Raw genomic sequence first — 26,479 nt, forward strand, 5'->3', positions numbered from 1 at the left:
ATAGTTGTTTTTATGGAAGATTTAACTGCATTTTTGAGTAAAATTTTCAAATGTATTAAACCCTAATTTATAAACTCTTATGCGTATAAAAATGACATCTACGACTATTGTTAAACCTATCTTTAAGGGTTACCGACTGTTTATAATAATGGCCTTGACGCTTTCCACTATACATTGCTGTAAGGGACAAAAAGAGCGTTCTGAGATCGATGAGACTTTGGATATAGAAAATTTTGTACACGAACAATTAGAGAAACACAAAATTCCTAGTATAGCAGTTGGTGTTGTTAAAGACGGAAAGGTGGTTTTTTCCAAAAGTTTTGGATATGCAAATGTTGCGCATAAAGTATTGGCCAATGAAAATACGGTATATCAATTAGGTTCCGTAACAAAGCTGTATACAGGTCATCTTCTGGCTAAACTTATGGAACAAGAGCGGATAGAACTCACAGATACATTGGGTAAGTTCTTTCCTAAACAGGTCAAGTTCCCAAAATCACCTACTGGCCAAGTGGTTACCATCAAAGACATGGCGACACATTCTTCTGAGTTTCCGAGATACCCTATTAATTTGGAAAGAGTGGACCCACATCCCATTAGAGGATATTCTAAAGACGCTATGTATAAGGGTATTAATGCGGTTTCTATAGATACCATTATTGGTACGCGATACAACTATTCAAATTTTGGCTATGGTGTTTTAGGAACGGCAATGGAAAATGTAATGCATAAAAGATTATCTGAATTAATGACAGAACACATCTTTTCTGAATATGATATGCATAGCTCATCCTTAGTGCTTACGGATCAAATACAAACCCGTTTGGCTACACCCTATTTAGAAGTGTCACCTTATAAAGAAACTGAACCTTGGAATATGGAAGCTTTATCCGGAGCAGGAAACCTATTTAGCTCAATTAAAGATGTTAATACATTTATGCTTCAATTGATGAAGGCTAATGCAGTTAATAACATACAGCAAAAGGCATATTTTAAGATTAATGATACCTGGAGTTACGGCTTGGGTTGTTTTATCGTGAATTCAGAAAAAAGACGCACAAAAGTCATATACCATGGTGGGGACATCGATGGATATGCTTCGTCATTATCGGTTTATCCAGAGCATCAGTTGGGCATTGCAATTTTAACCAATTGGGGTGAAGGGCAGGTTATTGGTGCGGTATTCGATGGGATATATGACATTGTTTTAGATGACTATTTAGGTAAAGTAGCTAAAGATTAAAATTAGGATTCTATAACATAGAAGGCCATTGGATTAGTTTTAAGGAAGCGATCCATTATCTCAATAAGAAAGACGAACGTATTTATGCTTCATCATTAGGCGTATATCAAATTATAAATGGTAAAATTACCTTATCCTGGTATCTTGCGGATTGAGTTTGACTTTTTTAGTTTTATAGATGGATTTTAAGGATAAGTAGTTAACCCTATTAATCTACCAAAATAGGTATAGACAGGCTCCTGCGACGATCAAATGAAAGGTTTCAATGAATTGAAGCTCTTTTTTCATCGAATCCACTGAATGTCCAAGTAAAATTTATATATTTAGGTACTCCCTTAGTTAATTATTAGCATTTTAGATTTTTAATGGAATTCAACCATGGCGTAATGTTCTATGCTGAATTCTCAATAACGGATAACTAATTATTATCATTTTGTATGATTTCGAAAGTTTAAAAAATTACCATGATTTCGAAGAGCTAGTATTTAAAATTCTGGTGCGCACAAATCCTTATAAGCTTGACTGGATAGATGGTGGGAGAGATAGAGGTAGGGATTTAGAAGCATATTACTACCTCAACCAAAAAAAATACAAAGTGTTGGTTGAGTGTAAATACTACTCAAACTCTGTTAATATTAGAGATATCAATGGGGCAGTTGATTGGGCCAAGGTATCAAGACCAGATCTTCTCTATTTCTGGACTGTACCTTATTTGACCCCTGATACTAAAGACTTTCTGAAGAGTTATTCTCAGAACTATGGGATTTCCATAGATTGGGAGGATGCAGCCAATATCAAGGAATTATCGCAAGCTCTACATCAAAACAGTATTGAAGCTTTTGAAAATTTAAGAAACAGGATAATAAACCATTTTAATGTATCCTCTTCTTATGAAACTTCTTTCGAATATGAATCAAGGATTCTGAAATCAGATCATTTCCTTATTGATCGGGTTGATCAAATGGGGTTATTGTTGAACGATGAATTCACAAAATTCTATATTCATGGGTTGTCAGGTTCTGGTAAGACCCAACTGGTAAAAAATGTTGCAAGAACGTTTCATAATAAAGGGTTTAAAGTCTTTTGGCACTCAATATTAATAGAGGATGATCCAAATATTCAGTTAAGCTCATTTTTAGATAGTCTTGCACAGTTTTTACTGGTAAATCACAAGGATTCTTCATTGATGCAATATTTGAAAGAATATGGTTATTTTTCAATTAACCCAATAGTTAATCTGATAACAGGTCAATTAAACGACCATACTCCCTTGATATTTATCGATGATTTCCATAAATGTAAAAGTGAAAACCTATTGCATCTATTGAATTATTGTATAAGCAATTGTAACAATAAATTTTTCTTTATCGCTTGGTATAACATTCTGAACACGAGTACTTTTTCCAATAAAGATTTGAAATATATCCGACTGGATGGGTTGAACAAAAAGTTTGTAGAAGAACTTTTGGTTTATACAAATGGAGATCGGCCAAGCCCAAATTATGTTAATAAACTAATAGATGAATACCAAGGTTTGCCATATTATGTTATTCTAAGCTCAACAAATATCTCGAATGGCAGTAAGGACTTTGAAATTGGGAAGCAGGGTATTTTTTTGCAATCCCTATTAAAAAGGCTCAGTAGGGATGAGCAATTGATTCTGAATATTTTATCGATTTCAAGAGACCCCATCAGAATTAATTCATTCCAAGATTCCAATTTAAAATTTGCATTGTTTGATTTGGTAAATAAAAAATTAGTAGGGATATCCGGTGACTCTTGTTATTTGCATGATTTGTTAAAGGCAGCATCAACGAGCTTTTTTTTCAATTCGAAAATAGAGGACAAGGTTGTAAAAACATTAAAGTTGGAAGCCAAATTCAACCCTGCGGTCATTATAGATTTGTTGCGGAAACAGCTTTTATGTAAAAACCATCTTGACGCATGGAATCTTTTAGAAGAGTATTTCAAGGTTCTTTTGAATGAAGGTTATGACCTATCATTACTTGATACAATCAACAAACTTCTACAAAATGAGGTCAACTTTATCAATCTGATTCTTCTAAAGATTTCGTTGCTAGAAAGACTTGGAGAATATAGAACAACTTTGGAATTGGTCCATTTGTTAAATGAATCAATTACTCCAGACGACGGTAAATTTGAGGACTGGATATATACAAAACTTCGAATTCTGTATTTCAATTCAAAATTTGACCTGGTCATTCAAATAATCACAAATTCAATTGATCAGATAAGGAAATTCAATGGAGAGATATATATTCAGATCATGTTCATACTTGGTAGATGCTATTACGTTAAGGGTGATTTGAATCTAGCATCTACAACGTATTTATTTGTCTTTTTTAAAAGCTTAAGAATAAATAAGTCAATAGTTTTAAAGTCTCTTCATCGTTTAGCAATGGTCGAAGAGGCTTTAGGCTTCGATGAAGATGCTCTCAGAACATTTCAAAAAATATCTGGTATAAAAGAGGGATTGACCAAAAAAAGAGAGTCTTATGCTCTTTATCGTATTGCGAAATGTCAAATGAAACTTGGCAAATATAGAGAGGCCCTAAAAAGCAATGAGAACAGTATAAAAATAAAGGAAAACCTTAATCATAAGCGCGGTTTGGTATTCAGCTATAAACTCAATGCCCGTATCTACTATTCATTAAGTGATTATGATAAGGCTTTGTATTGGGCAGAACGTTCCTATGCTTTAGCACAAACTATTAACATTGAAAAGGAAATTGTGTCATCTGGTGTCATTTTATCCGAAGTTATGTTATCTCAAAACATCACTAATCAGCAGCTCAAGGACATAATCAAAAAGATTGTATCTCTTTCTATTGAGTTTGGGCTTAATCACAGAATCAGAAAGCTAAAAAAACTGTTATCAAATTCTTCATTGGACATATTCAACTCCGAGATTCAGAAGATGAGTTCATATTTAGACAGTTATAATCAGAGCAACGATAATGAGGTCACCAAAAAAATAAAAGCTAATTTCTCGCAAAAGACTAGAGAAGATTTAGATAGGCTTCATTCTGGAAAAAGGCCGATAACCCCAATACTCTTGGCAGTTACTGACCTCAAAACTTAGCGAAGAAAATAGGTTGCAAATCATTTACGATTCTTCCCGCCCCTTTATCTTCTACCCAAAAATTGGCGACATTTGTACGATATTGAAATGGCATATCCCCAATGTTATCACAAAACATGACGGATTGATTATTTGTCATTGTTAATTGAGCATAGTTTTGACCGGTGCCATTTTCAATTACTGCAGATTCTACATAGGGCCATGCATAACCACCTCCATGTGGAGCGCAGTAGAGATTGCTATTACATTTATTTTCAGTTAAGTCTCTTAATGAAGAACAATTCTCCACTATGGGAATACTTGATTCAGGGGATAACATTATTGGGCATTCAAAACTTCTCGCATCTACATAGCCCCCCAATAATATTGTGTTTATGTCAAAAAAGCCCTCATGCGTTGAATTAAATATTTGTGTATGATTGTCATCAAACAAGTCGTCGAATATTAGTTCTCTTTGCCTAATTGTGAAAGCTTCATGAATTTTATAAATATCAAAATACTCCTTAGCAGGATTACCGATCAAATATTTGAAATCTTTAAAACTTGCATTAGTCTTGGTCTTATCTTCCCAATACTGACTTCTTTCAGTATAAAGTCCTGGAAGACTTTCTGAATCCCGTTTTACAGACGCGAATGATCCATGGAACAGACAATAAAAATCATCATTTCTGTCCTGAAGAATGGACACAAAGTGATTTCGTCTTTTAAAATCATCCAAATCAATTTTTTCATAGGATTTAATTATTTCTACAAGTCTCTCACAAAACGACTTTCTATTACCGTCCCAATTTCTAATTTTTGATAATATAACTCCGCAGCAGTTTGGGCGAAATTCTAAGGGAATTATAGGGTTTTCACTGGGTTCTAGCATGATTATACAGCCATAAGCAAATCCAGCGTTCCATCTCAACTGATTTCTTGTAAAGGTGAAATCTGGTAAGGCAACAACGTTTACATTGTCAAAGGAGATATTATTCTCTTGATAGCTTGAAAGTAGTTTTTGTAATCCAATAATGGCATTTTCCTTAGATAGAGCTGCAGTAACATCCTTGGTGCTTAAATCAATAAATTTATCAAGAGCATGCCTATATAAATCATTCATAATAATTAGTTATCCGTTATTCGGAAACCAATCATGACTTAAAGCGCTATTAAATTCCGGGGGTTTTTTAAGGTCAAAAGCTCTGTCTTTTTTCTTTCATTGACATGGGTGTAGATTTGTGTCACCATGATAGAACTATGGCCTAATAAATGTTGGATATATCTTATATCCGCATCTTCTTCCAATAACAACGTCGCGAATGAGTGTCTAAAGGTATGGGGGGTAATGTTCCGTTGAATCTTAGCATCTTTTGCTAGCCGTTTTACTAATAACCGGACAGACTGTTCCGATAGTGGATTGCCTAAACGATTAATAAACAAATAAGGGGATGTGTCTGAAGTTTTAAACATATTGAGATTAGCCTTTAAAGCATTTTTTGTGGCTAAATTGGTAATGGGGATGGTTCGCTCCTTATTGCCTTTACCTTGGATTTTAATTAAAGAAAAACCATGGGTCACATCCGAGGTCTTTAAAGCACACAATTCGGAAACTCTGATGCCAGAAGCAAATAGCAACTCAATGACGGCGATATTTCTTATAATTTCTTTGTAGGCGTAAGAGGACTTATTTGTAATGCTACGTTTAGACTCGTAAAGAATTTGTAAAATCCGAGTGATTTCCTTTACTGACAACACTTTAGGAAGTATGACATCATCTTTAATTTTTATGCGCACCTTTCTAAAAGGATTTCGTTCTATAAGGTCTTCAAATTCTAAATAAGCGAAGAATGTTTTTAATGTGGCAATTTTTCGTTTTATCGTTTTCTTCGAGAATTTGGATAGGTGAAGGAAATAGATTTTCAATTCCTCTTTGCCGATATCTAAAAGGTCAAAAGAGGAGTGAAAGTGTTTAAACTGCTTCAAATCCGTTAGGTACGCTTTAATGGTTTTGTCATTTAATTTCTTCTCAATTCTACAATGAAAGAGGAACGATTTAATATGGGTATTCATTTCTAGTGGGATTAGTTAAAGTTATGATTCATAAATCTTTCAATGTACTACTTATTTTTAGGTCACCCCATACATACTTTATCAAAGCAAATTTGGAGTCGAATAGAAATTATTTATATATTTACGTAGTCAACTACATAAATATGAAAGAAGATTTTGTAAAAACCCTAGATTATTTAGGTTTTGCCACTAGACTAAAGCGCATTAGCGATAAGCTCATTTTAGATGGTAGACGCCTTTATCGTACTTTGGGTTTAGAAATGGAGCCTAATTGGTTTCTCATATTTAAGCTACTTAATGAACATGGAAGCCTAACCATCAATCAAATCACAGAGAAGCTCAAGTTTTCGCACCCTTCGGTCATTACTATTATTAACAAAATGGAAGCTGTAGGGTATATTACCTCAAAAAAGAGTGATAGTGATCAAAGAAAGCGAGTGGTGCGATTGAGTCCAAAAGGAATTCAAAAACAAAAGGACTTCGAAGTGATTTGGGATGCCGCCACTCAGGGTATGACGTCCGCACTTTCTGGAATGAATGCGCTGGAATTTATCGATGAGCTAGAATCTAGGTTTTTGGATAAGGATTTTAAACAACGGGCGCTTGAATCCTATGAAAAAATACTCAAATAAAATGTTCGTCAAATTTTACCTCAGATTAAGGCTTTCTTTTTTGGCTATTGTAAGCCCCATGTTTTCCGCAGTTGGACAAAGCAATCAAGACGTACTGACAAAATTACAAGGGGTTTCGGAAGCCTCATCAAAGGTCATGAACTCCATTAGTATATTGTCTGATGTCTATGGTCCCAGATTCTTGGGAACGCCCAATTATTATAATGCGGTGACCTGGGCAGAAAACGAGTTAAAGTCTTGGGGCATCAACGAGGTCTATACCGCTTCATTCGATAACAGATATAAAGGCTGGACTGCCGAGCGGTTTTCCGTGGATATGATTTACCCATCTACAGCCTCACTTCAAGTCTATCCCATGGCATTTACGACATCGACCAAAGGCGTTCAAGAAGGTGAGGTCATCGCTATCAAAAAATTCAGTGATGTCTATGCATTAAAAGGGAAAATGCAGGATAAAATTATTTTGCTGGAAGGGTACTACAGACCTAATGCTAGTATATACGGACCGATGACAAAAACTTTTGGCGAGGCAATTCTAGATAAAGCGAGAGCAAATCCAGACCCCAATGACCTCATAATTGGCTATCATAGTCGCCGTTCAATTTTGGATGTTTTTGATTTTAGGAGTCGAACCAAAGAAGCACGGACACAATTTTTTAAATTTTGTAAATCAGAGGGCGTCTTAGCCATCATAGAGCCCAGTAATTCACCCTATGGTATTATACATGCGGATGGCAACACAAGTGTGCCCTCATTCCACAGGGAAAACGATATTGCTCCATTACCTACATTTTCAATGAGCAATGAACATTTCGGTCGTCTTATAAGACTGATGGATTTAGGGTATCTCCCTAAGCTAAGGATCGACTTAGAAACGACATTTTATATCAATCCTGAGTATAATATTAACCTCGTTGCAGATATACCTGGTAGAGACCCGATTTTAAAAGATGAATTGGTCATTATAGGTGCACACTTAGACAGTTGGCATGCAGGGACAGGAGCCGTCGATAACGCCTCCAATTGTGGGGTAGTGATGGAAGCCATGCGCTTAATACTGAACTCAAATCTTAAACCCAAGCGCACCATTAGAATGGTTTTATGGGGTGGTGAAGAACAGGTGTTTTCTGGATCATCACACTATGTCAATACGCATGTGGCCAATTTAAAAACGGGGGAGCCAAGAGATCAAAAGGATAAAATTTCTGCCTATTTGAATTTGGACAATGGTTCGGGAATGATTCGTGGCCTCTATTTAATGGGGAATGAAAAGGTAAAGCCCTATTTTGCGCAATACTTAGCCCCTTTTGAAGAGAGCCAGGCCTTAACCATTCAATATGCCAATCAAACGGATCACGAAATATTTGATTTTGTCAATGTTCCAGGTTTTCAGTTTATCCAAGATCCCTTGGATTATATATCTTTTATTCATCATACCAATATGGATGTGTTTGAATATGTTTCTAAAGATGCCGTCGTTTACAATTCAGTCTTATTAGCGTATTTGGCTTATCAGATAGCACAGGAAAAGCAATTATTGCCAAGAAATACCTATAGCTTTCAGACTCCGAGTATGGAAGGTAATACCACCTTTGAACTAGACGGTTTTACGGATGCAAAAAAAGTGTTTCTAGTAGGTAATTTTAACCAATGGAATATGATTAGTACTCCCTTATTAAAGACTGAAAAAGGTTGGATGACTAAAATAGAATTACCAAAAGGCAAATATGTTTATAAGTTTATAGTGGATGGTTATTGGACAAACGACCCTAAAACACCAAAAAATGAATTGGTAAGAGATGGCCTTGGGCATGGTGGATTGACGGTAAAGCATGTTGATTAATGTTTACACTAATGGTATGTTAGGGATTTTGATTTTTTTTAAAATTCTTGAATTAAAGACTTCCTTTAAGGTACAATTACTCAGGGATTTCATCCTAAGAGTATACTGAAACAAAGTAGAATTGTTAGGTGGTAGGACAATCAATCAACCCTAAGATGGATAGTTTTTTATGTTAAAGGTTTTGATATTGCGCTGTAAAGTTTAATATCTTTACAAGTACTTTTATTCCCTACCCCTGTATGTTAGTTGCACGAAATCGACCTCTTTTGGTAAAACCATATGAGTTATATGTTTATGTCCTGATAGTTTTCTGCGGCCAACTCCTAATGGCGCAAAAAGAGATACAGCAATTTGTCGATGCCTTAGACCATGTAGAAACCAATTATTCAAAAGTCTATAAAGAATCTGAGCAAATAGCAGCCAATGAGGAAGATCTAACCAATTATACGCAGCAGTTATTGGCCAAAAGCCAAGAGCAAGAGGCCTTGACAAAAGAAATGGAAATGCTACGTAGCGACATAGATGCACAAAGTACCATCCCCATACTGCAGGAGTTGGCAAGTTCCAAGATTTTGACCTCTGAAGATTGGCAAAATTTTAAGTATAAATTCAGTTTGGTCTATCCAGATTTCTTCAAAAACATTACAGAAAAAGGCTTTCGGCCCACCACTATCAAAGAACGTCTACTGAGTTTTGAAAAGTTAAAACTAGATTCTAAAGAGATTGCCAATATATTGGAGATCTCGTTTGAAAGTATAATGCAAAGCCGCTATCGGCTTCGAAAAAAATGGGAGATTCCTAAAGAAATATCTGTTCTTGAATTTCTTAAGTTTAATATTCAATAATGGTATCACTCTTAGCTAAAGCACCAGCATATGTTTCGTACGTTTTGAATAGTATTTCATTCGTAAAGATGATTAGCTACAAAACCGAAGCTCACTTACGCAGTTTTTTGTTATCATTATATACAGGTAGATGTATAGTTTTATATGGTCTTGTACTTTTGTCATTTCATGGATTTGCACAAGAACAGAATAGAGATACTACCCTTATCCGTTTAAAATCTACCCTGGAGAATGCTCAAGATGATGATGAAAAACTAAAAGCCCTAATGACTTTAGGGGAATATCAAATTGAGTACAATATTAAGCAGGCCGAAACCTATTTAACACAAGCCCGCCAACTGGCTGAAGCTAACAAAGTCAAACTTGAAGACTTAGCATTTATCTATAACCAATTAGGAGTGGTCAACCGAAGAAAAGCAGCCTATGATATTGCTCTAGAGTTGTATCTAAAGTCCAAGGATATATATGAAAAGATAAAGGACACCAGTAATATGGCTGATGTCATCCATAATATAGGGTTGGTATATCGCTATCAGGAACAAGACAGTATCGCGGTTAAGAACTTTGAAGAAGCCATTCGTTTGAACAAGCGAATGAAAGATACATTTAGTTTAGCTGCAGCCTATAACATGATTGGTGTTTCGTATAGGAGAATGAAACAATTCGACTCTGCTTTAGTTAATTATGAAAGGGCCCGGAATCTTTTTGAGCTATTGGAAAGTGAAGAAGATGTCAGAGGCGTTGATAGCAATCTGGCAGTGGTCTATTCTAGAACTGGCCAATTCGATAAATCGTTGCCTATAAAATTAGCGAGTTTAGACTATTACAAAAGCCAAGGAAAAAAGATGTCTATATGCGTTGGGTATTATTCACTTTCAACGGAGTATTCTCGATTGGGTAGTCATGAAATAGCAAAGAAGTATGCTGACTCTTCATTACAAATTGCTTTAAATGAAGGATATAAAGAGAGAATTGCAACAGCCTATGTAAGGCGAAGTGCAGCTTACAGGGATATGAAAAACTTCGAAGAAGCCTATTCGGATTATCGCTTATTTAAGAAGTATTCAGATTCTGTTTATGGCCGGAAATCTGCAGAACGGATTAAGGAATTGGAACTACAGTATCAATTAGAAAAGGAACGTAATGAATTGGAAATTTTATCAGAGGAACGAAAGCATAAGATTCGATTATATATTTTCTTGTTCTTACTTGCCATTGTTGTAGGTGGTCTGGTGGGGTATTTACTTTGGAAAAACTACAAAGCGCGAGTCAGAATTGTAGCTGACCAATTGGAAAAGGAAAAACTCAAAAAAGAATTACTGGATGAAAAGGTAAAAGTATCAGAAGCCGAATTAAAGCTTTTAGCCGAGCAAATAGCAGCCAATGAGAAAGATCTAACGAATTACACACAACAGTTATTGGCCAAAAGCCAAGAACAAGAGGCCTTGACAAAAGAAATGGAAACGCTACGAAGCGACATGGGTACACAAATTACAATCCCTATACTTCAAGAATTAGCAAATTCCAAGATTCTGACCTCTGAAGATTGGCGAAATTTTAAGCACAAATTCAATTTAGTTTATCCAGATTTCTTCAAAAATATTACAGAAAATGGCTTTCAGCCCACCACTTCCGAAGAGCGTTTATTAAGTCTTGAAAAGCTAGAACTAGATTCTAAGGAGATTGCCAATATGTTGGGAATCTCGTTCGAAAGTGTCATGCAAAGCCGATACCGACTTCGTAAAAAGTGGGATGTTCCCAAGGATATTTCCATTCTTGAATTCCTTGGTACATAGTGACTTAGACCCTTAAAATAGTGGGTTTTAAGAAAATGTCGAGGTATTGTCGAGGTAAAAAAGAGCGCTAATTCGCACCTCTTATTTAATTTCACCGGCAGATTAATAGCTCTTAAATACCCCTTTGTAATGATATCTAATCTTCTACCTTATTTAATATGGGTGCAATATATTAAAGCCTGTATTTCATCACAAATCAACGTTCAATGGATTTTAAAAGGTCGAGTACAAGTGTCCCTTCATCGACTTTTAATAATGTTAAGTCTTTTTATGGGGCTTAGTACTGAAGCCCAAAAGGCCACTTGGTGTTTGGGTAATATTATCTTTAAGAGTGAAGCCACAGCATTCTCACAAGATGAGCAGATGACTATTGATGACCAACTAAAACAGTATAAAACGGATCAAGAAAAATTGGTCTTTTTAGATTCTGTTACTAAAAAAATGGTCAGAACAAATGATGAGCAAAAGATGAAGTACATAAAACAAACGGTAAACCTTGCACGACAGCTCGGAGATTATGACATGGTAGCTCGAAAGAGTCGATTCATTCTAAGCGATATGAACCGAAGAGGGCTACAAGACTCGGCCATAATCATGGCCAATGCCCTGATTAAAGAAAAGGAAAAGTTTAAAGACCCTACCTCTTTAGCCCATTTGTATTTAAAAAGAGGAGGCCTTTTATTTTCACAAACGAAACATAATGAAGCCATAGAGGATTATAACAGAGCAGCTGTTATTTTTGAAACCAATAATAAACCGCTTTTTGCTGCGGATGGTTATCATTTTGCGGGCAGTTGTTATATGAATACACATAACTATGCCACAGCAATTGCACAGCTTAAAAAGGCCTTACGATTATATGAACTAGGAGGGGATATAGATTATGTGCAACATGTCACCAATACTTTAATAGTGCTTTATGATCGTATTGGCCTTTATGACAAAGCATTGGATGAGCGAAAATTATTCCTTAAAAAAAATAAAGGTAAACTGACGCCGTATGCATCATCTTTTTGCTATATGTATATGGCGCAAAACTACTCAAAAAAGAAGCTCTTCGATGAGCAAAAAATATACTTGGACTCCGCTTATGCGGACCTTCTTGAGATCGATGACTTCGATATACAAAACTCTGTACCTGTATTGGCCTTTTACATTTGTCTTGGGCATGTCGTCTATTATCTTTCAATAGACCATATAGAAAATGCTGAGGTTTATTTAAGGAAAGCAGAAAACTACTGGCAAAAAATAGGAGCCAAAGAGCGCTTCGAAACAGCCCTATTTTTTCATAGGGCCAAAGTATTAGAACATAAGGGACAGACAATTTCCGCTGGAAATTTATATAAAAAGATACTTGATAAAGGATTTGAAATAGAGGACATTTGGCATCGTGTCAATGCTTTAGAAGGTCTAGCCGGAGTGTTAGACAAAGAAGGCGACTACAAAAATGCCAATAAGTGGCGTAAGGCACAACTAAAATTAAAAGATTCTTTGGGTAAGGTACAAAAAGAAAATACCCTTTTGCTATTACAAACCGAATTTGAAACCGAACGCCATCAAAAAGAACTGGCGCAGCGTACGGCAGAGGTAAAAAATTTGGAGTTAGAGCAAACTGTAGCCCGCAATAAACGCATAGTGCTCTTAATAGTACTATCGTTAGTAGTTGTAGTTGCGACAACGACGACCTATTTTATTTGGCAGCGTGCAAAACGCAAGCAGCAAAGACTGGCAGAGCAAATAGCTGCCAATGAGGGAGACCTAAGCAATTACACACAGCAATTATTGGCTAAAAGTCAGGAGCAAGAGGCCTTGATGAGAGAGATGGAAACGCTACGAAGCGATAGGGGTGCACAAAGTGCAATCCCAATACTTCAGGAGTTGGCAAGTTCCAAGATTTTGACCTCTGAAGATTGGCGAAATTTTAAGCATAAATTCAGTTTGGTCTATTCTGATTTTTTTAAAAACATTACAGCAAAAGGCTTTCAGCCCACCACATCCGAAGAGCGTCTATTGAGTTTGGAAAAGCTAGAACTGGATTCTAAAGAGATTGCTAATATGTTAGGGATCTCGTTTGAAAGTGTAATGCAAAGCCGCTATAGACTTCGAAAAAAATGGGAGGTCCCTAAGGATGTTTCTATTCTTGAATTTATTGGTACAGAGGAGCTTAAATCTTGAAACCAAATGGGTTTAAGGATGTTAGGGTATATCTCATTTTGTTCTGCAATGCCATGGAATTGTAGACAAAACGATTGATCAAAAAAAGTAATTAAACCCTTTTAGACAAACAGAACAGCTTTATTATAATTAATAACAGAAGACGCACCAAGATGCTGAGCTTTAGATGTGGTAAGTCAAAATTAGCGGTAGTGTACAGGCCCCCTCAAGCGATTATGCAGGTTTTATTTTATAACTGGCATGGGACTATAAATTTATAAATAGGTCACATAAACCAAATACAATATAGGCTTCATTTTTTTAGATATTTCATAAAACCCATGGTTTTGACAAAGCTAAAGTCTACGAAGGGTATTTGTTGCGTTTAAGAAATTCAGGATTAGACGTTAAAAACCTAGCCAGTATATAAGGGTATTTGTTTAAAAGTGGAATACAAAGCCGATATCGACTTCCTGAAAAATGAAATGGTCTTATGATATTATTGTTGTTTAATGTATTGATAAACAGCGTATTAAATTCTTTTAAAGATGAATTTTAAGAAAATGTCGAGGTATTGTCGAGGTTAAAAAAAGGGCAAATTCACGATGCCCATTTAATTTCACAGTCAGAATAAAACCCCTTTTTTATGAAATGTATTCTTCTGTCTTATGCTATATCGGTAAGACGTATCAAAACCCTAATCTCATCTCAAATTAATGTTCAACTGGCCTTAAAAGGTTTAGGACACCTAGTGCCTCCTCGGCTTTTAATCATCTTAGGCCTTATTATAGGCCTTAGTAGTGAAGCCCAACAGACCACTTGGTATCTGGACAACGTCACTTTTGATGGGGGTGGGATAGCTAAGGGATCCTTTGATTTTGATGCGACGACATCCAGCTATTCAAACATTAACATTAACCTTACTAACAGTCCCAACTATGGAACACTTAGTTTTACGACGGCAGCATCAGTTAGTACTAGTAGTGGTGTACAATTTTTCACTCAGGTTGCCTCTAATCAAACAGGTCTGCCAACACTAATTTTAGAATTTAGCCAGTCATTGGCAATTGGCAGCGGTAATATAGATATCACCCCAGGGATCATCTCATTTTTGGGCACCTGTAATAACGGTGATTGTCAAATAAGGCAAGCTCCCTTTGAGGATATCGTTACTGGACGTGTTACGACCGATCCTCCACCCATGGCAGTCTGTAGAAGCTCTTCTGGAGCATTGGATGCAACGGGTAATTTAAGCATTCTCCCCTCTGATATCGATAATGGATCTTCGGATGACGCTTTGGGATTTGTATTGTCCTTGGATAGGACCAATTTTACCTGTGCGAATATAGGCCCCAATACCGTTACCTTGACCATTACGGATTCCAATGGTTCCATAAACAGTTGCACGGCGACCTTTAACATACTTGATTTACAGAACCCAACCATCAGCTGTCCATCTGATATCACGGTAAACAACGATGCCGGACTATGTGGTGCCTCGATTACAGTGCCTTCACCCACTGTTGGGGATAATTGTTCGGTCGTATCCGTAACAAATAGCTTTACTAATTCCTCGGATGCTTCAGGTACTTATCCGGTGGGAACAACCTCTATGGTTTGGACTGTAACGGATGGCTCGGGCAGACAAAGCTCATGCACACAGCAGATTACCGTAGTTGATAATGAAACGCCGACCATCAACTGTCCGTCAGATATCAGTTTGTCTTGTCCGCAGACCGTTAACTATGCCTATCCAACAATCTCTGATAACTGTGGCTTTCCAACGGTGCCCACTTCGGTTCCAGGATTTTCGCTTTTGGGTAGTTTTGGGGATAGTACGTATTTTGTCTCCGATACTTTCATGACCGGACCAGAAGCCTTTGCCATGAGCCAGGCAAACGGCTATGACCTGTTGACGATCAATTCAAAAGCGGAGAACGAATATATAAGGTCCATTATACCAGTCGCCATACAATTGGGTTACAATGATCTAGTCACTGAGGGCTCCTTTGCATGGCAGAGTAGGCAGCCTATGTTCTATGAAAATTGGTCTGATGGTCAACCAAGCAGTACAGGAGATTCCAGAGATTATGTCCAAATGAGTCTTAACGGGAAATGGTCTAACGTAAGTGGCAGTAGTACTGCAAGAGTGGTCATCGAGTTCCATGATTACAGCACAGGTCGTCCCATTCAGGTGACGGGTTTCCCTCCAGGATCGCTATTTGTGGCCAATACTACTGTGAACACCTTCTTAGGAAAGGACACCTCAGGAAGAATCAGTACTTGCTCCTTTAGCGTTGGTATTAATGACACCACAGCTCCAAATATAAGCTGTTCGGCTATCACGGTCAATGCAGATGCCAATTCCTGTTTGGCATTGATTAACATTCCTATACCGACACCAAGTGATGCCTGTGGTGCTAACATCATCCCTATGACTCCAAAGACACCTTATAACTTTGATGCCAGTGGAGGGTTGATTAATACTCCAGCTATAATGAATAATGTACCAACGGCCACTGCAGATGTTGAACTAAGGGTCACCTTTAGTGGAGAACATGTGGGCTCAGGAGAAGGTTTTGTGTTAACAGGCCCTGATGATGGCATTCTATTAGATCTCGCAAGCCTATATTCGCGTTGTATTGAAGTACAGCGCAATATCACTATACCATCGGCCACATGGAATGCATGGATTGGTAGTTTTGGATCTGATCTGACATTTACTGTCTTGGCCAATCCGTCAGTAGATAATAATGTCTGTGAAAATGCCGATTTTTTTCGAATCGAGGCGATTTCTATGGGAACCCTTTCTTTGATCAATGATTTTAATGGCACTACCGATGCTTCGGGTAACTATCCACTTGGTGTGACTACAGTGACATGGACCGTTACGGATCTTTCGGGCAATAGCAGTAACTGTATCCAGACGGTTACGGTTAATGATATTACCGCACCAACACTCACATGTCCTGTGGATATCACGGTCGATTCATGCAATCCCATAGTCAACTATCCATTCCCCACAGTTACGGATGACTGTAGCCTATTTACCAATTCCCTTCAGAATGTGCTTAACAACTTTAACCAGAACAGTGGGCAGGTCACCAGCCTGATTCCAAATGCCTATAATTTTCAAATGGACGGTACCCTTGGTGTCAATGGAAATGGTATTAATGATGGAGGAGGGGATATGTATGATGATGGTAATCTAATAGGAACCGACCTTAATGCGGGTCCTATCAACTACTCCGATAATACGGTCATCACTTCTACAGCCTTTGGCTCCAATGGGGCCTTCTTTACCCGTAAGGTGAACAATATGTGGCTCCTGGCCGCTGATCTGGATAGTGTGACAAGCTTTAATATCTCTGGAGACCTAGGTGCTGATGGTGATGGATTGACAGATGGCTTTACGTCTACCATAACTGTTGGAGGCGTCAATTACAACCTATTTGTAAAGCGCGTACGGGAAAATACTGCTGTAAACAATGATAGTGATCCCTCAGTGAACCACTTGATCATCATCCCGGAGAACAGTAATGCCAGTCAGAACTTTTCTTTGAATACGAACAATAATCAGCACCAGGTGACCGGACTTTCGGGGACCACTAGACTCTATTACCTCTTATTTGCTTCTGCAAACAGTGGTTTGGTGGATAATAACACTATGGAGGCCATAGCGACCAGCTTTGTCACTAATATGTTTGTAATTCCAGGAACCTTACAACAGACCGTTGGTCTGCCCAGTGGCAGCACTTTTCCTATAGGGACGACCACAAATACCTTTGTGGCTACTGATGGTAATGGTAACCAAAATACCTGTTCCTTTAATGTGACTGTCAATGAAAGCCCGGTACTGGCAGTAAGCTGTCCATCCGATATCAGCCTAAGTTGCCCAAAGACAGTAACCTATAACACTCCAACAATTTCGGGTGGTTGTGGATTTCCGACGGTACCCACTTCGGTTTCAGGATTTACACTATTAGGTAGTTTTGAGGATAGCACTTACTTTATTTCGGATTCACCTATGTTTGCTCCTAATGCTTTTGCCATGGCTCAGGCCAATAACTATGACCTATTGACCATCAATTCGGCAGCAGAGAATGACTACATGAGATCAATCATCCCTGAAACCGTATTTCTTGGTTATAATGATTTGGTGACTGAGGGCACCTTTGTATGGCAGAGTGGACAACCTGCATTTTATGAGAATTGGAATGATGGTAATCCAATTATTAATGAAACAACAATCCCGTTTGACTATACGGTATTACTTCGTTCTAACGGGTTTTGGGGGAATGCTATAGGTACCAATGTGCCTTATAAAGTTGTAATTGAATTCCATGATTACAGTACAGGCCGCCCCATTCAGGTGGCGGGTCTCCCGTCAGGGTCGCTATTTACAGGCAATAATACCGTGAATACCTTCTTTGCTAAGGATATTGAAGGAACTAACATTACTTGCTCCTTTGCCGTAGGTATTGATGATGTCACAGCTCCCAACATGACTTGTTCGGATGATATTACGGTTAACGCAGATGCCAATGCTTGCTCAGCATCGGTCAACATTCCTATACCAACATTAAGTGATGCTTGCGGTTCTGTCTTGGTTCCCAAAAGCGCTAAGATTTACTATAACTCCAATGTAAGTGGTAATTTGATAGATACTATAGGGATCTTGAATAATGCTATTCCCGCTACTGAAGATGTGGTATTGGCTATTGTTTTTAGTGGGGATCACAACGGTATTGGAAAAAACTTTGTATTGAAGGGGCCTGATAATACAACTGTATTGGATGTCAATGCCGCTTCATGTACCCCCATGAAAAGAGTGGTGGATATACCTATGGCTACCTGGAACAATTGGGTTAGTACCTATGGTAGCAACTTGACCTTTACATCGGTAGCTAATCCAAATGTAAATGCTAATCTTTGTGGAAGAAGTACGAATTTCTTTCAAATAGAAGCACTTTCCATTGGGAATCTATTTTTGACCAATGATTATACCAATACGGCTGATGCCTCAGGGACTTATCCGGTTGGGACCACTCAGTTGCTATGGACGGCCACTGATCAAACAGGAAATAGTAGTAGCTGCACGCAGACGATCACTGTCAATGATACCGAAGCACCTACGATGTCTTGTCCAACCGATCTAATGGTCAATACCAATAATGGCCTTTGCACGGCAGTGGTCAACTACCCACTACCCACGGTAACCGATAATTGCACTTTATTTACCAATTCCCTGCAAAATGTATTGAACAATTTCAATCAAAGGAGTCCACAAGTCACCAGTTTGATCCCTAATGTAGCCAATTTTGTGATGGATGGGGCAAACGATGTCAACGGTACATATATAGATGATGGTGGTGCTGATATGTATGATGATGGTAATTTTATAGGAACCGACCTTAATGCTGGTCCTATCAACTATTCCGACAATACGGTGATTCCCTCTACAGCCTTTGGTACCAATGGGGCCTACTTTACGCGAAAGGTCGATAATATGTGGCTCTTGGCCGCGGATCTGGATAATGCTAATACGTTTGATATTACAGGGGAGTTGGGAGCTGATGGTGATGGGCTTGCCGATGGTTTTACCACGACCCTTTCAGTACCCAGTGTCGGCACCTTTAGTTTGTTTGTTAAACGTGTACGGGAAAATACCGCTGCAAACAATGATAGCGATCCTTCGGTCAATCATTTGATCATCATCCCGGAGAATGCTAATGCAACACAAAACTTTTCTTTGGACACGGATAATGACCAGCACCAAGTCACTGGGCTTAACGGTACGACACGATTGTACTATTTATTGTTTGCATCTGAAAACAGTGGTCTAGTGGACAATGCCAATATGGAAGCTATTGCGCTTAGTTTTATTACTAATATCTTATCGGTTTCGGGAACCTTGCAACAAACAGCAGGACTTCCTAGTGGCAGTGCCTTCCCTCTAGGGACGACCACCAATACCTTCTTGGCCACCGATGCCAATGGCAACCAAAATACCTGCTCCTTTTCGATTACCGTAAACAACCCCTTAGGGAACTGTAGTGTAAAAGTTTCCCCAAAAGTCTATCTACAGGGGAGTGCGCTCAATTCTACCATTGCCACGGATGGGCTTATGCGCGATGATCTGCGTACCAGCGTCCTTATTCCGTTACAGACGCCCTATACCGATACTTCGTCAATCAATAGTTCGGTACTGGGCATTACCGGTCCCGATGCCATCGTCGATTGGGTCTTTATAGAGCTTCGGGATGCAACGGCCAATACGACCATAATCGAATCACAATCGGCCCTGTTGCAGCGCGATGGGGACATCGTTGGGCTGGACGGCACTTCTCCTCTAAGCTTTAATGCAGCACCCGGCAATTACCATGTGGCGGTAAAGCACCGCAACCATATCGGTATCATCACGGCATCCCCACAAACCTTGGGTACCATAGCCACATTGGTCGACCTATCCTCGGATCCGGCAGCCGTAGAGGGCAACACCAATTCGGTGGTACTGTTATCCGGGGGTACATACGGAATGTATACGGGCGACTATGACGACAATGCCCAGGTCCAGAACACGGACGCGAATGCCGTTGTCCAGCTGATAGGTGGTTCGGGCTATGATGCGGCCGATATGGACATCAACACCCAGATACAGAATACGGACGTCAACGCCCTTATCAACCCCAATATAGGCCGTGGGGAGCAGTTCAATAGGGGTGGATCCTCAGAATTGCTGTCCAACAATGTAACCCTGGCCTTTGCCAATGCGCAGATTACCAATGACGGAATAGATAATTTTTACGAGGCCGATATCGTTATATCGAGCACGACGGACTTTTACGTGGGCTCGGGCCAGGTATACTTTGATTACAGTACGACAGCCTTTGGCGAAAATATATCGACCAATGGCAACATAGAATACAGCCAACCGGACGGTTCCATACTGGGCCATAGTTTCGGGGCCTTCTCGCCGGCCTACAAGGATTTTGTACAGAACGACAACACGACATCAAGGGTGTCCCTGTCCTTTCAGCAGAACATCGCCTTGGTGGGCTTGGAGACGGCACCCCAGATCCAGGTGAGCTCTACACCAAAGGTCCTGTTCCATATCAAGATCCGCTATACCAATGTCGGTGAGGATGCCAATATGTGCTTTTACAGTGATGGGGTGTTCCAGGACCAGTTCTTTACGGCCTGTGGCGGCACGGGCATAGCGGACTGCACCAATGCTCCTGGGACACAAATTACCGATGACACCTATGACTGTTCGGAAGCTGGTGTGGGTACGCTCGGTATAGGCACTAACCAAGAAGCTCTAATAACACTATATCCCAACCCGGCAGATACGAGCTTTAGCATACATGGCCTAAGGACGTCATACAGTGTGAAAGTGTATGACATCCAAGGTAGGTTGATCGTTCAGGAAGAAAGGGACGACAGCAGTCCGATCGATATGCATGATTATGATGAGGGGGTGTATCTGGTGGTGCTCAGCAATGCCAGAGGATCGGTGACCAAGCGATTAATCAAAAAAAGCCGTTAAACCCTTTTAGGCAAATAGAACAGCTTCATTATAATTAATAGCAGAAGACGCACTTAACTGCTGAGCTTTAAAAGGGGTAATTTAAAATTGGCAGAAGTGCATTGGCCTCCTTAAGCGATTAAGGAGGTCTTCTTATTTTATGACCCACATAAGACCATAAGTTTATAAATAAGTTACATGAACCAAATGAAATATAGGCTTCATTTTTTAGATATTTTAGAGAACCCATGGTCTTGATAAGGTTAAATGTCTATGAAGGGTATTTGTTGCGTTTAAGAAATTCAGGATTAGACGTTAAAAACCTAACCAGTATATAAGGGTATTTGTTTAAAAGTGGAATACAAAGCCGATATCGACTTCCTGAAAAATGGAATAGCTTTATGATATTACAATTATTTAATTTATTGATAAACAGGTTTTTAGGCGCTTATAAAGATAGGTTTTAAGAAAATGTCGAGGTATTGTCGAGGTTAAAAAAAGGGCAAATTCGCGATGCTCATTTAATTTCACACTCAGAATAAAACCCCTTTTTTATGAAACGTATTCTTCTGTCTTATGTTATATCGGTAAGACGTATCAAAACCCTAATTTTATCTCAAATTAATGTTCAACTGGCTTTAAAAGGTTTAGGAAAGATAGTCCCCCTTCGGCTTTTGTTCATCCTATGCTTTTTTATTGGCCTTAGTAGCCAAGCCCAACAGACGACTTGGTATCTGGATAACGTCACTTTTGATAGTGGGGCGACAGCTAAGGGGTCCTTTAATTTTGATGCGACGACATCCAGCTATTCAAACATTAACATTAACCTTACCAACAGTCCCAACTATGGAACACTTAGTTTTACGACGGCAGCATCAGTTAGTACCAGTAGTGGTGTACAATTTTTCACTCAGGTCGCCTCTAATCAAACAGGTCTACCAACACTAATTTTAGAATTTAGCCAGTCATTGGCAATTGGCAGCGGTAATGTAGATATCACCCCAGGGATCATCTCATTTTTGGGCACCTGTAACAATGGTGATTGTCAAATAAGGCAAGCTCCCTTTGAGGATATCGTCACTGGACGTGTTACGACCAATCCTCCACCCATGGCAGTCTGTAGGGACTTTTCCGGTGCATTGGATATAACGGGTAATTTAAGCATTTCACCTATTGATATCGATAATGGATCTTCGGATGACACAGCGGGATTTATATTGTCCTTGGATAGGACCAATTTTACCTGTGCGAATATAGGCCCCAATACCGTTACCTTGACCGTTACGGATTCCAATGGTTCCATAGATCGCTGTACGGCGACCTGTACCGTAATTGGTACAGATATAGAGAATCCAACCATCAGTTGTCCATCTGATATCACGGTAAACAACGATGCCGGACTATGTGGTGCCTTGGTGACAGTGCCTTTACCCACGATTGCGGATAATTGTTCGGTAGCATTTCTAACGAATAACTTTAATAATTTCTCGGATGCTTCGGGTACGTATCCGGTGGGCACTACCTCAGTGGTTTGGACTGTGACTGATACCTCAGGTAATCAGAACTCATGCACACAGCTAATTACCGTAGTTGATAATGAAGCGCCTTCGATAACTTGTCCTATTCTTAATCCGGTGGTGAATAGCGATCCTGGAAGCTTTGGAGCCTTTATGACCATCTTGCCACCAAGTCTTACGGATAATTGCGGAGGAGGCATAATTCCCGATACCTCTAGAACCACATTTAATTTCAGTGGTTTCCGTTTGTCTGATACCCCTGCCATTATGCGTAATGCGATTGCATCAGCAGCAGATGTGACCCTCGAACTTACATTTGGTGGCCAATTTATTGGTGCCAACGACGACTTTATCCTTCAAGGTCCCGATGGAAACACCCTCTTTAGTGATAATAATTTTAGTTCAGGTTGTTCAACAATCACACGTTCGATCACGGTACCACAGGCCACTTGGAACGCATGGATTACGACTCATGGTAGTAATCTTCCCTTTAAACTGTTAAGAGACCTTGACATCTTTCAATTTTCTTGTAGCTTAGATGTATCGGATTTTTTTCGAATTCGTGCTATATCGCTTGGAAAACTTACCGTTTCCAATGACTACAATAATAAAGCTAGCATATCCGATATCCTTCCAGTGGGCACTACCGATATTGTCTGGACAGTGACCGACGAAAGTGGGAATTCAAATACGTGCACACAAAGCATTACGGTAAATGACACAGAAGCACCTGCATTTTCTTGTCCTTCCAATTTTAACCTTTACAACGTACCTGGTCTTTGCAATTCTGTATTGAACTACACGCCAACAGTAGCAGATAATTTTTCCTTCTTTACGAATTCTCTAGAGTCTGTATTGCGCAAATTCAACCTATACAACAAGAGTATCACCAGTCTTATTCCAAACCCTCATCATATCGAAATGGATGGGCAGGAAGGTGTAAATGCCGAAGTTATCACCGATGGGGACTACGATATGTACGATAATGGCAACATCATTAGCACTAATTTGCATCCGAGTGGGATTAAATATTCTGATAACACTATAGTCAAATCCACAGCTTTTGGCACCAATGGCGCCTTTTTTACCCGAAAGGTAGAGAATATGTGGTTGCTTGCTGCAGATTTAGATGGTATTAACGATTTTAATATTACAGGAAACCTTGGGGCATTCGGACCAAATAATGGCATAGTAGATGGGCTTACTCCGACCATAACCGTGGCAGGTGTCAATTACAATTTATTTGTAAAAAGGGTATACAATACAAATGCAGTCCCGTCGGTCTATCATTTGATTATCATTCCTGAAAATAATGCCGCATCACATAATTTTGCCATGGAGACTGAAGATGACCAACATCAGGTCACGGGACTCAGTGGTACCAATAGATTGTATTACCTATTATTTGCTGGAAGGGAGGGTACTTTTATAGATAATACTACCATAACCAATATGGCTATAGCCTTTATAACTAATATTACGACTGTGGCTGGTACATTGGTGCAAACAGATGGTCTACCAAGTGGTAGTACCTTTCCTGTTGGAACAACAACGAATACCTTTATAGCTACAGATGGTAGCGGCAATCAAAGTACTTGCTCATATACAGTGACCGTTAGTGATAGGGGCCCACTTACGCTCAGCTGTCCTTCTGATATTAGCTTGATTGGTCCACAGATAGTCAGCTATACTACCCCGACAATTTCAGAAGGTTGTGGGTTTCCAGCAGTTCCCACATCGGTACCGGGATTTATACCATTCGGTACTTTTGGGGACAGTACCTACTTTATCTCAGATGATCACCTCACAGCTCCACAGGCTTTTGCAATGGCACAGGCCAACAATTATGACCTATTGACCATTAATTCAGCTGAAGAGAATAGCTATATAGCATCACGTTTAGCACAAATAGATGACGGAGCCATCATAGGTTACAATGATGTGGCGACTGAGGGTACTTTTGTATGGCAAAGTGGGCAGCCCGCCTTCTATGAAAATTGGGCAACTAATCAACCTAGCAATACTGGTGATTCAATGGATTATGCTGTAATGCAAATTAATGGCAGTTGGGTTAATGTATCCAATATTACAGCAACTGAATGGATGATTATTGAGTTCCATGACTATAGTACAGGCCGTCCCATTCAAGTTACGGGTCTTCCTTCAGGATCGCTATTTACAGCAAACAATACCGTGAATACCTTCTATGGCAAGGATCTTTCGGGAAGTATTAATACCTGCTCCTTTACGGTTACTATAAACAATCCTATTTTACTGTCCCCAAAGGCATATTTGGAGGGTGCTGCACAAAGTTCTACCATTGCCACGGACGGGCTTATGCGCGATGATCTGCGTACCAGCGGCCTTATTCCGTTACAGACGCCCTATACGGATACTTCGTCAATCAATAGTTCGGTACTGGGCATTACCGGTCCCGATGCCATCGTCGATTGGGTCTTTATAGAGCTTCGGGATGCAACGGCCAATACGACCATAATCGAATCACAATCGGCCCTGTTGCAGCGCGATGGGGACATCGTTGGGCTGGACGGCACTTCTCCTCTAAGCTTTAATGCAGCACCCGGCAATTACCATGTGGCGGTAAAGCACCGCAACCATATCGGTATCATCACGGCCTCCCCACAAACCTTGGGTACCATAGCCACATTGGTCGACCTATCCTCGGATCCGGCAGCCGTAGAGGGCAACACCAATTCGTTGGTACTGTTGCCCGGGGGCGCATACGGAATGTATACGGGCGACTATGACGACAATGCCCAGGTCCAGAACACGGACGCGAATGCCGTTGTCCAGCTGATAGGTGGTTCGGGCTATGATGCGGCCGATATGGACATCAACACCCAGATACAGAATACGGACGTCAACGCCCTTATCAACCCCAACATAGGCCGTGGGGAGCAGTTCAATAGGGGTGGATCCTCAGAATTGCTGTCCAACAATGTGACCCTGGCCTTTGCCAATGCGCAGATCACCAATGACGGAATAGATAATTTTTACGAGGCCGATATCGTGATATCGAGCACGACGGACTTTTACGTGGGCTCGGGCCAGGTATACTTTGATTACAGTACGACAGCCTTTGGCGAAAATATATCGACCAATGGCAACATAGAATACAGCCAACCGGACGGTTCCATACTGGGCCATAGTTTCGGGGCCTTCTCGCCGGCCTACAAGGATTTTGTACAGAACGACAACACGACATCAAGGGTGTCCCTGTCCTTTCAGCAGAACATCGCCTTGGTGGGCTTGGAGACGGCACCCCAGATCCAGGTGAGCTCGACACCAAAGGTCCTGTTCCATATCAAGATCCGCTATACCAATGTCAGTGAGGATGCCAATATGTGCTTTTACAGTGATGGGGTGTTCCAGGACCAGTTCTTTACGGCCTGTGGCGGCACGGGCATAGCGGACTGCACCAATGCTCCGGGGACACAAATTACCGATGACACCTATGACTGTTCGGAAGCTGGTGTGGGTACGCTCGGTATAGGCACTAACCAAGAAGCTCTAATAACACTATATCCCAACCCGGCAGATACGAGCTTTAGCATACATGGCCTAAGGACGTCATACAGTGTGAAAGTGTACGACATCCAAGGTAGGTTGATCGTTCAGGAAGAAAGGGACGACAGCAGTCCGATCGATATGCATGATTATGATGAGGGGGTGTATCTGGTGGTGCTCAGCAATGCCAGAGGATCGGTGACCAAGCGATTAATCAAAAAAAGCAACTAAACCTTGA

General features: G+C 39.8%; 11 protein-coding genes. 9 read left to right on the forward strand and 2 right to left on the reverse strand.

Annotated features, from left to right (window positions below; genetic code table 11):
• Positions 1-79 precede the first annotated feature (79 nt).
• Together ACO052_RS08255 and ACO052_RS08260 are read left to right on the forward strand one after the other, a co-directional pair.
• Positions 80-1,243, forward strand: coding sequence for a serine hydrolase domain-containing protein (locus ACO052_RS08255; RefSeq protein WP_422107533.1), 1,164 nt, complete (start codon positions 80-82; stop codon positions 1,241-1,243).
• Positions 1,244-1,676: 433 nt separating this feature from the next.
• Positions 1,677-4,346: a restriction endonuclease gene (locus tag ACO052_RS08260; protein ID WP_422107534.1), complete on the forward strand. Its 2,670-nt coding sequence runs from the start codon at positions 1,677-1,679 to the stop codon at positions 4,344-4,346.
• On the opposite strand, the gene ACO052_RS08265 is transcribed toward ACO052_RS08260, so the two are convergent.
• Positions 4,336-5,448, reverse strand: coding sequence for a hypothetical protein (locus ACO052_RS08265; RefSeq protein ID WP_422107535.1), 1,113 nt, complete (start codon positions 5,446-5,448; stop codon positions 4,336-4,338). The two genes, ACO052_RS08260 and ACO052_RS08265, sit on opposite strands and share 11 nt — an antisense overlap.
• A 38-nt stretch (positions 5,449-5,486) precedes the next feature.
• Positions 5,487-6,398, reverse strand: a complete 912-nt coding sequence (locus ACO052_RS08270; protein WP_422107536.1) for a tyrosine-type recombinase/integrase — start codon at positions 6,396-6,398, stop codon at positions 5,487-5,489.
• 143 nt (positions 6,399-6,541) lie between these two features.
• On the opposite strand from ACO052_RS08270, the gene ACO052_RS08275 reads away from it, so the two are divergent.
• The 7 genes from ACO052_RS08275 to ACO052_RS08305 all read left to right on the forward strand — a co-directional run bounded on the left by ACO052_RS08275 (position 6,542) and on the right by ACO052_RS08305 (position 26,472).
• Positions 6,542-7,030 (forward strand): MarR family winged helix-turn-helix transcriptional regulator, encoded by a 489-nt coding sequence (locus tag ACO052_RS08275; protein ID WP_422107537.1) that lies wholly within the window; start codon positions 6,542-6,544, stop codon positions 7,028-7,030.
• A 40-nt stretch (positions 7,031-7,070) separates the two neighbouring features.
• Positions 7,071-8,873 (forward strand): M28 family peptidase, encoded by a 1,803-nt coding sequence (locus ACO052_RS08280; protein ID WP_422107538.1) that lies wholly within the window; start codon positions 7,071-7,073, stop codon positions 8,871-8,873.
• Positions 8,874-9,199: 326 nt separating this feature from the next.
• The gene (locus ACO052_RS08285; protein WP_422107539.1) at positions 9,200-9,718 is read left to right on the forward strand and encodes a hypothetical protein; all 519 of its coding nucleotides are present in this window, start codon (positions 9,200-9,202) and stop codon (positions 9,716-9,718) included.
• Positions 9,718-11,514 (forward strand): tetratricopeptide repeat protein, encoded by a 1,797-nt coding sequence (locus ACO052_RS08290; RefSeq protein ID WP_422107540.1) that lies wholly within the window; start codon positions 9,718-9,720, stop codon positions 11,512-11,514. The genes ACO052_RS08285 and ACO052_RS08290 overlap by 1 nt, the downstream gene beginning before the upstream one ends.
• 129 nt (positions 11,515-11,643) lie before the next feature.
• Positions 11,644-13,689, forward strand: a complete 2,046-nt coding sequence (locus ACO052_RS08295; RefSeq protein WP_422107541.1) for a hypothetical protein — start codon at positions 11,644-11,646, stop codon at positions 13,687-13,689.
• Positions 13,690-14,314: 625 nt separating this feature from the next.
• A complete protein-coding gene (locus tag ACO052_RS08300) occupies positions 14,315-21,217 on the forward strand; it encodes an HYR domain-containing protein (RefSeq protein WP_422107542.1) in 6,903 nt (2,300 codons plus the stop codon).
• A 533-nt stretch (positions 21,218-21,750) separates the two neighbouring features.
• The gene (locus ACO052_RS08305) at positions 21,751-26,472 is read left to right on the forward strand and encodes an HYR domain-containing protein (RefSeq protein WP_422107543.1); all 4,722 of its coding nucleotides are present in this window, start codon (positions 21,751-21,753) and stop codon (positions 26,470-26,472) included.
• Positions 26,473-26,479: the final 7 nt, after the last annotated feature.

This window comes from Winogradskyella sp. (assembly GCF_965228925.1).
In the GTDB taxonomy this organism is placed as follows: domain Bacteria; phylum Bacteroidota; class Bacteroidia; order Flavobacteriales; family Flavobacteriaceae; genus Winogradskyella.